Here is a 13467-nt window from a genome sequence, read left to right as displayed (position 1 = left end):
CAGCAATTCAGCCGAGCACAGCACCGAGGAGCACGCGTGACCGCAGCGACGTTCACAGTCAACGGCAGGACCTACACGAAGCCCTCCGCTCCCGTGGTGGTGATCTGCATCGACGGCAGCGAGCCCGACTACCACCTCGAGGCGATGGCGGCCGGCCGGATGCCGTGGCTCAGCAAGGTCCTGGAGAGCGAGGGGACGTCGTGGCCCGCGCACTGCGCGATGCCGGCCCTGACCAACCCCAACAACGTCTCCATCGCGACCGGCCGGCCCCCCGCCGTGCACGGCATCAGCGGCAACTACATCTTCGACACCGAGCTGGGTGAGGAGGTGCTGATGAACGACAAGCGTTTCCTCCGGGCGCCGACGGTGTTCGCCGCCGCCAACGAGGCGGGACTGGACGTCGTCGTGGTGACCGCCAAGGACAAGCTCCGCCGCCTGCTCGGCGCCGGCCTCGTCGAGGAGGGTCCCGCGCTGGACGGTTCGGGCGCGTTCGTCGCCCCGTCCCGCAGGGGCATCTGCTTCTCGGCGGAGAAGGCCGACCAGGCCACCGTCGAGGAGAACGGCATCGGCGACGTCCTGGAACTGGTCGGGAAGCCCCTGCCCGGCGTCTACTCCGCCGATCTGAGCGTCTTCGCCCTGGCGGCCGGGCTGAAGATCCTGGAGACCCGCGGCGCCGACCTGATGTACCTGTCGCTGACCGACTACATCCAGCACAAGAACGCGCCGGGCACCGAGGCGGCCAACGCCCTCTACGAGCAGATCGACCACTACGCCGGGAAGCTCGCCGAACTCGGCGCGACGGTGGTCCTCACCGCCGACCACGGCATGAGCGCCAAGACCGACGAGGCGGGGATCGCCCAGGTCGTCTACGTGGAGGAGGAGGTCCGCCGGATCCTCGGCCTCGACGCGGACGCCGAAGCCGAGGACGACGGCCTGCGCGTCATCCTGCCCATCACCGACCCCTACACGGTGCACCACGGCGCCCTCGGCTCCTTCGCCAGCGTCCACCTCCCGGCGAACGCGGACCGCGAGGCCGTCATCGCGGAGCTCCGCGCGATCGGGGGCGTGCAGGAGGTCCACGGCCGTGAGGAGGCGGCCGAGCGCTTCGCCCTGCCGGCCGACCGGATCGGGGACATCGTGATCCTCGCGGAGGCCGGCACCGCGCTCGGCCGCTTTGCCGCCTGGCACGACCTGAGCGGCCTCGACGCGCCCCTCCGTTCCCACGGCGCCCTGGGCGAGCTCCAGATCCCGTTCTTGATCAACCGGCGCCTGCCGGAGCCGGAGGCGCTGGACAGCCCCTTCGGTGACCTCGCCCGCATCCACAACTACGACGCCTACTGGGTCGCCACGACGCTGGTGGCCTCCCAGGAGTCCCCGCTCGCCGTCTGACGCCCCGTGCGGCCGTCCGTCGGGGCGGCCGCACCGGCCCCGGCGCCGTCTCGACGTCGCCCCTCAACCACCCCGGGTGGAAAGCGCAGTCACTTCGCAGAACGGTTGGAAAGCCATGTCCAACTCGGCAAAGCTCGTGCCGGGGACCGAGAGTCCCCAACCGCTGTCGGAAAGACCCTACTCGCGGCTGAAGTGGCGCATGCTGCTCGCGGCCATGTTCTGTTACTTCTTCTTCTACACCGGCCGGCAGACCTTCGGTTTCGCCATTCCCGGCATCGAGGAGGACCTCGGCCTGAGCAAGGCCACCCTCGGCGCGATCAGCGGCATCCTGCTGTGGTCGTACGCCGCCGGGCAGATGATCAACGGCAACCTCGCCGACAAGTGGGGCGGCCGGCGCATGATGGCCGCCGGCGCGGTCCTGTCCACCCTCCTCAACTGGTGCACCAGTTTCGCGGTCGGCGCCAAGTCCCTCGCCCTGGGCTGGGGGGCCAACGGCTTCGCCCAGTCGCTGGGCTGGCCCTCGGGCGGCCGGGTCATCTCCAACTGGTGGGGCTCCCACGAGCGGGGCAGGAGCTTCGGCTTCTACACCTTCGCCGCCGGCATGGCCTCCGTCCTCGCCTTCGTCACCTCGACGATCGTCGTGGACACCCTGGACCTCGACTGGCAGTGGATCTTCCGCGTCCCGGTGCTCCTCATGCTCGTCGGCGGCGTCACCTTCTACCTCGTCGCCCGGGACAGCCCGGCCAAGGCAGGCGTCACCCCGCCCGCCTCCCACCGGCAGACCGCCGAGGAGGAAGCCGCGGACACGGCGGCCGCCGCGGCGGGCGAGACCAGCCTCCAGCGGTACAGGACGGTGCTGCGCAACCCGAAGATCTGGTCGACCGGCATCGCCCTCGGCTTCCAGAACACCGCCCGCTACGGCCTGTTGATCTGGGTGCCCGTGTACTTCCTCGGCGACGACTGGAAGAAGGCCGACACCGGCATCAGCCCGCTGTGGATCTCGGTGGCCCTGCCGGTCGGCATGGCCGTCGGCGCTCTGGTCAACGGACAGATCTCCGACCGCCTCTTCGGCTCCCGCCGGGACCGGCCGATCATCCTCTTCATGGTCGTCGGCGCGCTGATGGCCCTGACGATGTACGCCGCCCCGCTCGGCACGACGACGGGGATCGTGGTCCTCTTCCTGACCGGCTTCTTCGTCTACGGCCCCCAGTCGTCCTTCTGGGCGCTGTGCCCGGACATCGCCGGCAAGCGCATGGCGGGTACGGCGACCGGCGTGGTCAACTGCTTCGCCTACCTCTTCGCCGGCCTCGCAGAACCGCTGATCGGCGGCCTCATGGACAGCACCGGCAACACCAGCCTCATCTTCCCCCTCGTCGCCGGAGCCTGCGCGTGCAGCGCCCTGGTCGCCCTGACCATCCGCCGCTAGCCGGAGAACGACATGACAGACCCGAACGCGCTTCCCCTCGCGGCCGTCTGGTCCGGCCCGGACAGCGGCTTCACCCTGGAACCCCAGCCCCGCCCCGAACTCGCCCCCGGTGAAGTGCTGGTCCGCATCGAGCTCGCCACCATCTGCGGCAGCGACCTGCACACCATCGCCGGCGACCGGCCCACCCCGCTGCCCACCGTCCTGGGCCACGAGGCGGTCGGCTTCGTCGAGGCCGTCGCCGGCGACGTGCGCACGGTCGACGGCCGGCCCGTCGAGACGGGGCAGCGCGTCACCTGGACCATCGGCACCTCCTGCGGAGCCTGCCGCCGCTGCGTCCGCGGCGTCCCGCAGAAGTGCACCGGCGTCCGCAAGTACGGCCACGAGGCCATCACCGATCACTGGCGGCTCAACGGCGGTCTCGCCACCCACTGCCACCTCGTCGAGGGGACGGGGCTGGTGACCGTACCGGACTCGCTCCCCGCCGCGGTGGCGGCACCCGCGAACTGCGCCACGGCCACCGTGGTGTGCGCCGCCCGCCGGGCCGGACTGTCTGCGGGCGACTCCGTGGTCGTCATCGGCTGCGGCATGCTGGGGCTCACCGCGGTCGCCTACGCCCGCGAGCTCGGCGCGGAACACGTCGTCGCCTGCGACGTGGACGCGAGCCGCCGCGAACTGGCCCTGGCCTTCGGCGCGACCACCGCGTGCGAGCCGGCCGAACTCGCGGGAATCGCGGAGAAGTACGGTGCCGACGTCGTCATCGAACTGTCCGGCAACCACCGGGCCGTACAGTCCGCCCTGGACATCGTCGGCATGGACGGACACGTCGCCCTGGTCGGCTCCGTCTCCCCCGGCCCGGCCGTCGGCTTCGAGCCCAACGCCTTCGTCCGCAACCTCTCGCACGTCGTCGGCAGCCACAACTACACCGTCGGCGACCTCGCCGAAGCGGTCCGCTTCCTGACGCTGACCTCGGTCCAGGACCTGTTCCGCGACCTCGTACCCGACGCGCTGCCGCTCACGGACATCGACGCGGCCGTCGCCGCCGCCCGCGAAGGCACCGCACCGCGCGTCGCGGTGCGCATGGACTGACCGCCCCGCACGCGCGGCGTCCCGGGGCCGTCCCGCCCCGCCCCTCTTCTCCCGCACGGTCCTCCCGGCCGCCCCGGCCGTATCCCCTACGGAGCCCCCTCATGGCTGAGCCACGCCCCGCACACCTCCTCAACCACATCGACGGCGCCTGGGTGCCGTCCTCCAGCGGCGCGGTGCGCGCCAACCTCAACCCCGCGGACACCGACGAGGTCATCGGCCGGTTCGCGGAATCCGACGCCAAGGACGCCACCGCGGCCGTGGACGCGGCCTCGGCCGCACAGGCTTCCTGGGACGCCCTCGGACCGATCGAGCGGGCGACGTTCCTGACCGCCGCGGCCCGCCTCATCGAGGAAAGGCGGGAGGAGTTCGCCGAGGCGATCACCCGTGAGCAGGGCAAGCGGCTGTCCGAGGCCCGGGGCGAGGTGTCGCGGTCGCTGGCCATCCTGGAGTTCACGATCGGTGAGGCCCGCCGGATCAACGGCGTGACCACCCCGGCCGAGGAACCGCGGACCATCGCCATGACGTTCCGCCGCCCGCTCGGCGTCGTCGGTCTGATCACCCCGTGGAACTTCCCCGTCGCGATTCCGATGTGGAAGGTCGCCCCGGCGCTGATCGCCGGTTGTACGGCGGTACTGAAGCCCTCGCCCCTGACACCGTGGACGTCGGCCCTCCTCGTCGAGGCGTTCGCCGACGCCGGTCTGCCGACGGGTGTACTCAACCTGGTCCAGGGCGACCGGGAACCCGGCGAGACGCTGGTCGCCGACCCTAGGGTGGCCGGCATCTCCTTCACCGGCTCCCTGCCGGTGGGCCAGGCCATCAACAAGGCGGGCGCCGGCCGGCTCATGCGCACCCAGTTGGAGCTGGGCGGCAAGAACGCGCTGATCGTCCTCTCCGACGCCGATCTCGACGCGGCGGTGGACGCGATCGCGCACGGCGCGTTCGGGCAGAGCGGCCAACGGTGCAGCGCGACCAGCCGCGTCATCGTCGACCGGTCCGTCCGGGAGGACCTCCTGGAGCGTCTCGTGCCCCGGGTACGGGCGATGCGGATCGGGCCGGGCGACCAGGACGGGGCCGACATCGGTCCGGTGGTCAACGACGAGCGGATGCGGGCCTGCCTGACAGCGGTCGGGACGGCCGTGGCCGCCGGTGCCACGGTGGCCTGCGGCGGCCGCGCCGCGGAGCTCGACACCCCGGGCTACTTCGTCGAGCCGACCGTGCTGACGGATGTGGCGTGGGACAGCGAGATCGCGCAGGAGGAGGTCTTCGGCCCCGTCCTGTCGGTCATCGACTGCGACGGCTACGAGGACGCCATGCGGATCTCGAACTCGGTGAGGTACGGCATGTCCGGGACGATCTTCACGCAGAACCCGTCCCTGATGTTCCAGGCGCTGCAGGACTTCCAGGCGGGGATGCTGCACGTCAACCGGCCGGGCGTGGGGGCGTACTCCCATCTGCCGCACATGGGCGCCAAGGCGTCCCAGCTCGGCGCACCCGAGTGCTCTCCCGACGTCTGGGACTTCTACACCGACCTGCGGTCCGCCTGCATCCGTTACTGAGCACCGCCCCGCAACGCCCCCGTCCCCTGGTCTTCCCGACTTCCCGGAGGAAGTGCATGACCCACGAATGCAGCCGGCGCGGTGTCCTCGCGGCCGGCGCCGCCACCGCCGTCACCGTCGCCGCCACGAACCTCGGCCTGGCGGCCACGGCCCAGGCCGCCACGACCGTGCCGAACGGCATCAGCCAGGACAAGGTGCTGATCATCGGCGTGGACGGCATGCGGGCCGACCGCCTCGACACGGCCGACGCCCCGCACATGAAGGGCATCATGGCGCGGGGCACCTACGCCAAGTCCCTTCTGTACGGCAGCCCCATGGCCGGCACCTGGTCCGGCCCGGGCTGGTCCACGATCTCGACCGGTGTGTGGCCCGACAAGCACGGCGTGAAGGACAACTCCTTCTCCGGCAGCCAGTTCACCGCCTACCCGGGGCTGTTCGCGCGGCTGGCCCAGGTGAAGCCGGGACTGTCCACCTACTCGGCGATCGGGTGGCCGCCGCTCGACACCTCCGGCGTCCTCACCGCCGGCGCGGACGCGAAGTTCGTTCAACCACAGCACGACGCACCCAGTGACGCGACACTCGCGGCCGAGGCCGCTTCGGTGCTCAAGGACCAGAACCCGGACGTCGCCTTCGTCTACCTGGGAAACGTCGACTACGTCGGTCACGCCGTCGACGGCAGCGGCCCGGAGTACATGGCGGCCATCGCCGGGGCCGACGCCCACGTCGGCACCCTGCTGGCCGCGGTGAAGGCCCGTCCGGCCTACGCGTCGGAGCGGTGGACGATCCTCGTCGTCACCGATCACGGCCACGCCGACGGAGGCGGTCACGGCGGCAACGGATGGGCGGAGCGGCAGACGCTGATCCTCGCGGAGGGACCGGGGATCGCGGCAGGACTCCGGCCGATCGACACCCGGCTCGTCGACGTCGTCCCCACCGTGTTCAAGCAGCTCGGCCTCACGGTAAGCGGCGGCTGGAACCTGGACGGCAAGCCGGTCCAGGAGCGGACCGACGACCGGTTCGACACGCTCCAGTCGAAACTGGGGACGCGGGTGGACGAGACGGGGATCCCGGCCGACGTGCTCGGCTTCACCCACACCGCGCCGAGCGGCTGGTCCGTGATCAACAACGCGATGGGGTCCGGCGGCGTCGCCGAGTGGCGCGGCTGGACCTTCACGACCAACGAGTTCTGGTCCCGGGCCGAGAGCAACCAGTGGCGCGAGCTGAACGTCCGTGCCCGAGGAGTGTTCGCGGTGGCGGACTCCGACGAGTGGTCGGACAAGTCCTTCTCCGGACGCTTCGAGTCGACGCTGGTGTCGCCGACGTACGGTATCTCCGGCAAGGCCAAGATCACCGTCAAGTTCGTGACGCACTACCGACAGGTGGACGCACAGACCGCGAAGGTCCTGGTCTCCTTCAACGCGGGCACGCCGCAGGAGGTCAAGAGCTTCACGTCCGACGTCATCGCCCAGCAGCAGTCGATCGACGTCGCCGTCCCGGCGGGTGCCACCTCCGTGCACGTCCGGTTCCACTACACGGGGGACAACGACTTCTACTGGGTAGTCGACCGCTTCCAGCTGTACGCGTGATCCCCACCGCCCGTATGCCGCCCGGCATACGGGCACACCCCTGTGAGGAGGAAGCCGTGTTCCGTACGGGCGAGACCGTCGTGCGCCGGGGTCTCTTCCCCGACGGCCGCATCGCGTACGTCCAGTGCGGCCGGGTCGTCCACGACGACGACCGCGGACTGCTGACCTGGGTGGCGGCCGGATCGGCCACACTGCGACGCGAGACGCCCGACGGCACGCCCACCCGGTCCTGGCCGCGGTACCGGGCGATGGACGTGCCCACCCTGCTCGCCCCCGGCACGTGGGAGCCGTACGGAACGCTCATGCTCACCAGGCCTGGCGAACGGCACTCCGTCTGGTGGTCGTTCGACCGCGACGGCGCGTTCGTGGGGTGGTACGTCAACCTGGAATCGGATGCGGGTCGGGGGCCGAGCGGCACGGATCACGTCGATCACGCCCTCGACCTCCTCGTCGCACCCGACCGGCGGTCATGGCGGTGGAAGGACGAGGAGGAGTTCGCCGACCTGACCGGACGGCCGGGCTTCTGGGACCTCGCCGGCGCCGCCGAGGTGCGCGCCGAAGGAGAACGGATGGCGGCCCTCGCCTCGGCGGGCACGTTCCCCTTCGACGGCACCTGGCGTGACTTCCGGCCCGGGCCGGACTGGGGCCCGAGTACGCTCCCGGCGCTGTGGGACCTGCCCTCACAAGTGCTACAACGGCCCGAACGCTGAGACTGCTCGGCCGGGGCGGCCGATCGCCTCTGGCGACGCCGCCCCGGCGTGACGTTCACGCGCCGCGGACGGGCTGCTCGGGATACGAGGTGTGCCCCGGGGCGGCCGCGGTGCGCTTCACCTCGAAGATGCGCTCGCCCTCCCGGTTGATCCAGGTAGCGGTCAGGATCGGCGTGCACTGGTCTGTCCGAAGGCGGCGTTGGCCCGCTAGCCGACGAAGACGGTGCGGTTCTGGCGCTTGCTGCTGTAATAGCCGTGCTTGTCGTCGCCGCCGAAGTCATGGTCGTCCCAGGTGGCCCACCGGCATCGAGCTGATCAGCCGGGAGATCTCGGGCTGCGCCAGGAACGTCCGGTGCTTCGAGCGGGCCACGTTCAGGCCGGAGGTGTCCAGGTACGGAGTGTCGCCGAGCATGGCGAAGCTGTCACAGCCCTCGTCGACGATCCGGGTCCACACGGGGTCGAGGACGACGCGCACGATCCCGTCCCCACGGTGACGACGGCCGGCCGGTCCGGATCGGGCGACGTGGTGAAGGATCCGGTCATCGGCGCGAAGCCGACGGCTTCCTCGACCGGTGCGAGGGAGAACTCGTAACGTACCCGGCCAGCGCGAGGTAGAACGCCATGCTGTCGTCGACCGCCTGGGCGGGCTGAACCACGCGTCCGGTGTTGTCGTGGATCTTGTCCACGGTCAGGCTGGAGACGAGGAACCGGCCCGCGCCGTGGGCGCCCTCCAGCAGTGCCGGCGGGAAGCCGGAGGCCGCGCACGCCATCAGCACCCGCATGGACCGCCACCACCCCCGTCGGAGCCGGCCGGCGCACACACCTGAACGGCCTGACGGGGAACGAAGCCGACGCGCTGGCCTTGTCCGGACTCCCCTGTCCGCCGCGGAACTCGGCCTGGGCGCGGCACTGGCCGCGACGGAACCGAAGCTGCTCGCGGCGTCGCCCAAGGAAGCGGCGGACCGCACGGGCCGGATCAGACAGCGCTTCCACCTCGACGCCGTTCCCTGGTCCAGAGAGCCCGACGCGGCGACGCACTTGAAGGCCATCGCCGCCGCGGTACGGGCCTCCCCCCGATCAGGACCCGCTATCACCGCTGGGACCGGTGTGCGAGGCCGGCGCCCGGTACTTGATCGCCCGGACCGGAGAGAAGGGGCCGCGCACGTATCGAGTGGGCCGTGTTCGGCGGGTCTCGATGCTGCCCGGCGCCTTCGACCACCCCGAAGGGTTCGAACTCGCCCCGTACCGGCGGGACGCGTCGGCACGCTGCCAAGCCGAGTCGACATCCGACGTCATGGCGCTGCGGGTCTCGGATCAGGGGCTCGACCGCATCGACGAACTGCTCGGCCCCTACGACTACGCCCCGGCTTCCGCCGAACGCGACCCGACAGGCTGGACACACGTGTCCGTCCCCACCGAGTCCGTGTCCGACGGAACAGCCAAAGCCCTCCGCTTCGGCGCCCTCGCCGAAGTGCCGCCCCGCCGGATGTCCGCCGCGCCGTCATCCGGATGCCGACCTCGGCCCTCGCCCGGTACCGGTCCCCGCCGCCTTCGCAGAGCATGACCCGTGAGGGTTGGCCGATGCCCGGACCGTGTCGCACACGGCCCCGCCACCCTTCGACGGCCACACCCCGGTGCACGCGTGCGGCGTGCCCACCCGGCTCAGGTCCGAGGGCGGCCCGTCTTCTGTCGCGCTCCGGTCACCAGGCGCCGTGGTGGGCCAGGTTCATGACCAGAGCAGCGACGGGCAGAAGGAAGAACACGGCCCAGGCACCCAGCTGGTAGTCGCCGATGCGGAGGTGGACCCAGAGCGCGCCGAGGAAGTACAGCACGAGGCCGATGGCCGCGGCCGCGCCCAGCAGCGGCACGGCGAACCCGGCCAGCAGTCCCAGGGCACCCAGGGCCAGCAAGGTGCCGAGCGGACGCATCCAGGTCCGGGGGACGCCCAGTTTGTCCGCCTGGCTCTTCGGGTGATCGTGGCCGATGAGGTTGGCGACGGCGGCCGAACCGTTGACGGCCGAGGCGAGGACGGTGACCACGACGTAGGTGGCGAACACGGGAAGCTCCTTCTGCTGCACAAGGAAGGTGGTGGAGTCGTTCACTTCCTTGACCGCACAGCCCCTCACGATCTGACACGCCCGCGTCGACTCGCCCGGCGGTAGTTCACGGAGGCGTCGTCGGTGAACGGCTTCCGGCGGCCCTCTCCGGCCACGGCCGGGCGGATCAGCAGGGCAAGTCGGTGGTGTCCTTGCCTTCGCCCGCCTTGGACAGGAGACGGAGCCGTGCACGGCGGCATCGGCAAACCGTCGGCACCGCGATCCAGGGCCGTGTCTTCCCTGGTCCCCTCGCCTTTCATCCGGCCCCGTCCGGCAGCGCGTTCCGGCGGAGTCACGGCCCGGCGCGTCGCCCGTCCCGAGAACCGGCCTCGCACCTCGGCGCCCGGGCCGACGCGCGCCGGCCACCCGATGCGGCGCGTCCCACCACGCCGGACGGGCGCTCCGCGGTCACTCGTCCTCGAAGAGGGAGGTGCTGAGGTAGCGCTCCCCGGTGTCGGGCACGATCACCACGATGACGGCGCCCTTGTGCTGGGGATCCCGTGCGAGCTCGGTGGCCGCGTACAGGGCCGCCCCGGCCGAGACGCCCGCGAGGATGCCCTCGGTACGGGCCAGGTGCCGGGTGGTCGCACGGGCGTCCTCGAGAGAGACGGGAAGAACGCGGTCGTAGACCTCGGTATCGAGGACCTCGGGCAGGAAACCCGCTCCGATGCCCTGGATGGCGTGAGGGCCGGGCTGCCCCCCGGACAGGACGGGGGACGCCTCGGGCTCCACCGCGACCACGGTCAGGCCGGGGTTCTTCTCCTTGAGGATCTGCCCGACTCCGGTGAGCGTGCCGCCGGTGCCGACGCCCGCGACGAAGACGTCGACCCGTCCGTCGGTGTCCTGCCAGATCTCCTGGGCGGTGGTGCGCCGGTGGACCTCCGGGTTGGCAGGGTTGTCGAACTGCTGGGGCCTGAACCAGCCGTACGCCTCGGCGAGTTCGTTCGCGCGGGCGATGGCCCCCCGCATCCCCTCGGCCGCGGGGGTCAGTACCACCTGGGCACCGTACGCCTTGAACAGCGCGCGGCGTTCCACGCTCATGCTCTCGGGCATCGTGAACGTCGCCGGGTACCCCTTGGCGGCCGCCACCATCGCCAGGCCGACCCCGGTGTTGCCGCTGGTCGGTTCCACGATGTGCTGACCGGGGCTCAGCAGGCCGGACCGCTCGGCGTCCTCGATCATGGCCAGGGCGATGCGGTCCTTCACGCTGCCACCGGGGTTGAAGGACTCCAGCTTCGCGACGATACGGGCCGGCAGGTCCTCCCCGAACCGTGTCAGCTCCACCATGGGGGTGTGGCCGACCAGGTGCGTGATGGACGAATGTACGGCGTTCACAGCTGTCCTCTCGATGGCTTGTGCGTGCGGCCGGGCGCGTGGGCGCGAATTCAGATGCAGTACTCCAGCGCCTCGGGGAGCTGTCCCGTGGCGACGGCCACGGAGGCCACCGACGCGGGGGCCCTGACCGTGGTGTGCGGAACGACATCGCGCAGGACGAGCGCGTGCGCGCCGATCATGGAGTCGTGGCCCACCGTAACGGGGCCGAGCACCGAGGCGTGGGAGCCGAGGACGACACGGTCGCCGATGGTGGGGTGGCGCTTGTCCACCCGGTCGCCGTCCATCCACCAGCCCCTGCTGCCGAGCGTGACCCCGTGGTACAGCATCACATCGTCTCCGAGAACGGCCGTCTCTCCGATCACCACGCCCATGCCGTGGTCGATGAAGCACCGGCGTCCGATCACGGCACCAGGGTGGATCTCGATGCCGGTCACCGTACGCATCCACTGGGAGATCGCCCTGGGCACGAAGGGGATGCCCATGAGGTGGAGGCGGTGGGCGGCGCGGTGTGCCCAGATCGCCCACAGCCCGGGATAGAGCAGCACTTCCGCGCTGCGTACGCCTCGCAGCGCGGGGTCCTTGGCACACGCCGCCCTGATGTCGTCAAGCACTCCGCTCGCCTCTCATGTCCGTCGGCCTCCGGCTCGGCGTGTCCCCGCCGTCGACTCTATGCAGGGTCGTCGGAGGGTTCCAAAGGACTCTTGAGGAGTGAGATGTCACCTGACTGAGGAGTGAGATGCGGTGACGGAAGCGGGTGCAACTCGCCGTGGCCGCCGGACGTGGCGTTTCCCGGGAACGATGGGTGGCCCCGCCCCCGTCCTCGCCTCCTCGCCGCCCGCTCGACCGAGGCGCCGCGGGTGAGGCCGGCGTCCGTCAGGGCGACGACCGCCGTCACCCTGACGGCGCCGGTCTCCGGGCGCGTCCGGACCATGGACCGTCGCCGTTCGCTACATCGTCGACCCGGCGATCCCGTGCGCGAACAGCGCCGCCTGAACCCGGTTGCCCGCGCCGATCTTGGCGTAGATGCCGCTGACGTACGCCTTCACCGTGGCGGCCGTGAGCCCCAGGCGGCGGGCTATCTGATGATTCGTCAGACCGCTACCGATGAGCACCAGGACCTCCTTCTCGCGGAGAGCGAGGAGTCCCTGCGGGGCGGCCGCCACGACACCGGGCAGAGCGGAGCACCACAGCATCTCCAAGGGCAGCACCGCCGCGCCCGCGGCGAGCGTGTGCACCGCGTGAGCCAGCGCACGCGGATCCGCCCCCTCCGGCAGGAAGCCCGAGACGCCAGGGGGCAGGGGTGCGGCCCGCCACTCCGTGCTCGCGACGTCCCCGATCAGCGCGACGGGCACCTCTCGGAGCCCCCGCACTCGAAGCGTCGCGAGGAACTGCCCCAGGGAGGGCAGCCCCTCGGCGGCCAGGACGCTCGTGCGGTGTCGACTCCGAACCGCGGCGACCGCCGAAGCCGCATCGGCGCACACGGTCAGATCGAATCCCCCGCTTTCCCTCAGAGCTTGCTCAAGTCCCCTACGGATCAAAGGGTGATGGTGAACAACAGTGACGTGCAGCAATTCAGGCGCCCCCGTGACGTGCCTGCAGATTCCCGGTCAAGGATGCCGTAGATCGTATACTTAATCCGTTCCCATCATCCGTCACTCGAGGGATGGTCCGGCCCTGCCCGACGAGACACCGCCCGAATCGTCCCGCTTCGAACCGGTTCACCCTCCGTCCTGCCGAAGGACGGTGTGCAACGGGCGGTGTGCGTGGCGGGATGCGGTCACGAGGATCGGAAACGCCCCGGCGGCCTCGCCGGGACGATGCCCGCCCCGCACCAATCGGGGCGGGCACCGATGCGATCGTATCCAGCCCATCGAGGAGAACCACAGGTGCTCACAGCCCTTCGCGAGACGCCCCTGCGTCTTGCCACCCAAGCCCAGATCCTGGCCACCGGAACCCCGGAGGCCCTCCACCGGCGCTGCTCCGAGTCGCTGGCAAAGGTCCAGGGCGTGCCGGGCGAGCCGCGCCTCGTCTCGCACCGCATCTGGCAGATCGTGCTGATCATCGCCATCGCCGTCGTGCTCGTCGCCGGCATCGTCTCCTACGCGCTCGTCGCGCTGGAGTGCACCCGTCGCGGCTATGACCGCGTGAAGTGGAGCGGCCCGAACGGCTGGCGCATCTGGGAATTCAAGATCATCTGCGAGAAGTACTGAAGCAGAGGCTCGGCCCGCCCCGTGTCGCCCCTCGCGGACGCGGGGCGGGCCGTCCGCCCCACCCGACCCTTGG

14 protein-coding genes are annotated in these 13467 nt (G+C 70.9%); 8 read left to right on the top strand and 6 right to left on the bottom strand.

Going from position 1 to position 13467, the window contains the following annotated elements; genetic code table 11:
* The first annotated feature begins 36 nt into the window (after positions 1 to 36).
* The 6 genes from phnA to AB0E19_RS22750 all read left to right on the top strand — a co-directional run bounded on the left by phnA (position 37) and on the right by AB0E19_RS22750 (position 7753).
* Entirely contained in the window at positions 37 to 1389 is a 1353-nt protein-coding gene (gene phnA / locus AB0E19_RS22775; RefSeq protein WP_362183074.1) for a phosphonoacetate hydrolase, read from the top strand.
* 199 nt (positions 1390 to 1588) lie between these two features.
* Complete coding sequence (locus AB0E19_RS22770; protein ID WP_362183071.1) at positions 1589 to 2815, top strand: MFS transporter; 1227 nt, start codon at positions 1589 to 1591, stop codon at positions 2813 to 2815.
* A gap of 12 nt (positions 2816 to 2827) precedes the next feature.
* Complete coding sequence (locus AB0E19_RS22765; protein WP_362183068.1) at positions 2828 to 3901, top strand: zinc-binding dehydrogenase; 1074 nt, start codon at positions 2828 to 2830, stop codon at positions 3899 to 3901.
* A 101-nt stretch (positions 3902 to 4002) separates the two neighbouring features.
* Positions 4003 to 5457, top strand: coding sequence for an aldehyde dehydrogenase family protein (locus AB0E19_RS22760; RefSeq protein WP_362183065.1), 1455 nt, complete (start codon positions 4003 to 4005; stop codon positions 5455 to 5457).
* A 56-nt stretch (positions 5458 to 5513) separates the two neighbouring features.
* A complete protein-coding gene (locus AB0E19_RS22755; protein ID WP_362183062.1) occupies positions 5514 to 7043 on the top strand; it encodes an alkaline phosphatase family protein in 1530 nt (509 codons plus the stop codon).
* A gap of 56 nt (positions 7044 to 7099) precedes the next feature.
* Complete coding sequence (locus AB0E19_RS22750; protein ID WP_362183059.1) at positions 7100 to 7753, top strand: DUF402 domain-containing protein; 654 nt, start codon at positions 7100 to 7102, stop codon at positions 7751 to 7753.
* 277 nt (positions 7754 to 8030) lie between these two features.
* Here AB0E19_RS22750 and AB0E19_RS22745 read toward each other — a convergent pair whose 3' ends face one another.
* Both AB0E19_RS22745 and AB0E19_RS22740 read right to left on the bottom strand, forming a co-directional pair.
* Positions 8031 to 8228: a hypothetical protein gene (locus tag AB0E19_RS22745; RefSeq protein WP_362183056.1), complete on the bottom strand. Its 198-nt coding sequence runs from the start codon at positions 8226 to 8228 to the stop codon at positions 8031 to 8033.
* A 64-nt stretch (positions 8229 to 8292) separates the two neighbouring features.
* Complete coding sequence (locus AB0E19_RS22740; protein ID WP_362183053.1) at positions 8293 to 8535, bottom strand: hypothetical protein; 243 nt, start codon at positions 8533 to 8535, stop codon at positions 8293 to 8295.
* Positions 8536 to 8849: 314 nt separating this feature from the next.
* Here AB0E19_RS22740 and AB0E19_RS22735 point away from each other — a divergent pair, with 314 nt between their 5' ends.
* Positions 8850 to 9317 carry a WYL domain-containing protein gene (locus AB0E19_RS22735; RefSeq protein WP_362183446.1) on the top strand — a complete coding sequence of 156 codons (468 nt, stop codon included), beginning with the start codon at positions 8850 to 8852 and terminating at the stop codon, positions 9315 to 9317.
* Positions 9318 to 9453: 136 nt separating this feature from the next.
* Here AB0E19_RS22735 and AB0E19_RS22730 read toward each other — a convergent pair whose 3' ends face one another.
* From AB0E19_RS22730 to AB0E19_RS22715, 4 genes are all read right to left on the bottom strand, one after another.
* Positions 9454 to 9810 carry a DoxX family protein gene (locus AB0E19_RS22730; RefSeq protein ID WP_362183050.1) on the bottom strand — a complete coding sequence of 119 codons (357 nt, stop codon included), beginning with the start codon at positions 9808 to 9810 and terminating at the stop codon, positions 9454 to 9456.
* 447 nt (positions 9811 to 10257) lie between these two features.
* On the bottom strand, positions 10258 to 11184 hold the full coding sequence (gene cysK / locus AB0E19_RS22725; protein WP_362183047.1) for a cysteine synthase A: 927 nt from the start codon (positions 11182 to 11184) through the stop codon (positions 10258 to 10260).
* Between the two features lie 50 nt (positions 11185 to 11234).
* Positions 11235 to 11795 carry a serine O-acetyltransferase EpsC gene (gene epsC / locus AB0E19_RS22720; protein WP_362183044.1) on the bottom strand — a complete coding sequence of 187 codons (561 nt, stop codon included), beginning with the start codon at positions 11793 to 11795 and terminating at the stop codon, positions 11235 to 11237.
* A 336-nt stretch (positions 11796 to 12131) separates the two neighbouring features.
* The gene (locus tag AB0E19_RS22715; protein WP_362183041.1) at positions 12132 to 12536 is read right to left on the bottom strand and encodes a response regulator transcription factor; all 405 of its coding nucleotides are present in this window, start codon (positions 12534 to 12536) and stop codon (positions 12132 to 12134) included.
* A gap of 534 nt (positions 12537 to 13070) precedes the next feature.
* Here AB0E19_RS22715 and AB0E19_RS22710 point away from each other — a divergent pair.
* On the top strand, positions 13071 to 13394 hold the full coding sequence (locus tag AB0E19_RS22710; RefSeq protein ID WP_362183037.1) for a hypothetical protein: 324 nt from the start codon (positions 13071 to 13073) through the stop codon (positions 13392 to 13394).
* Positions 13395 to 13467 lie beyond the last annotated feature (73 nt).

This window comes from Streptomyces sp. NPDC047974 (genome assembly GCF_040653375.1).
In the GTDB taxonomy this organism is placed as follows: domain Bacteria; phylum Actinomycetota; class Actinomycetes; order Streptomycetales; family Streptomycetaceae; genus Streptomyces.
The sequence above is the reverse complement of the archived record's forward strand: the minus strand, read 5'-3'. Positions and strand labels throughout refer to the sequence as shown.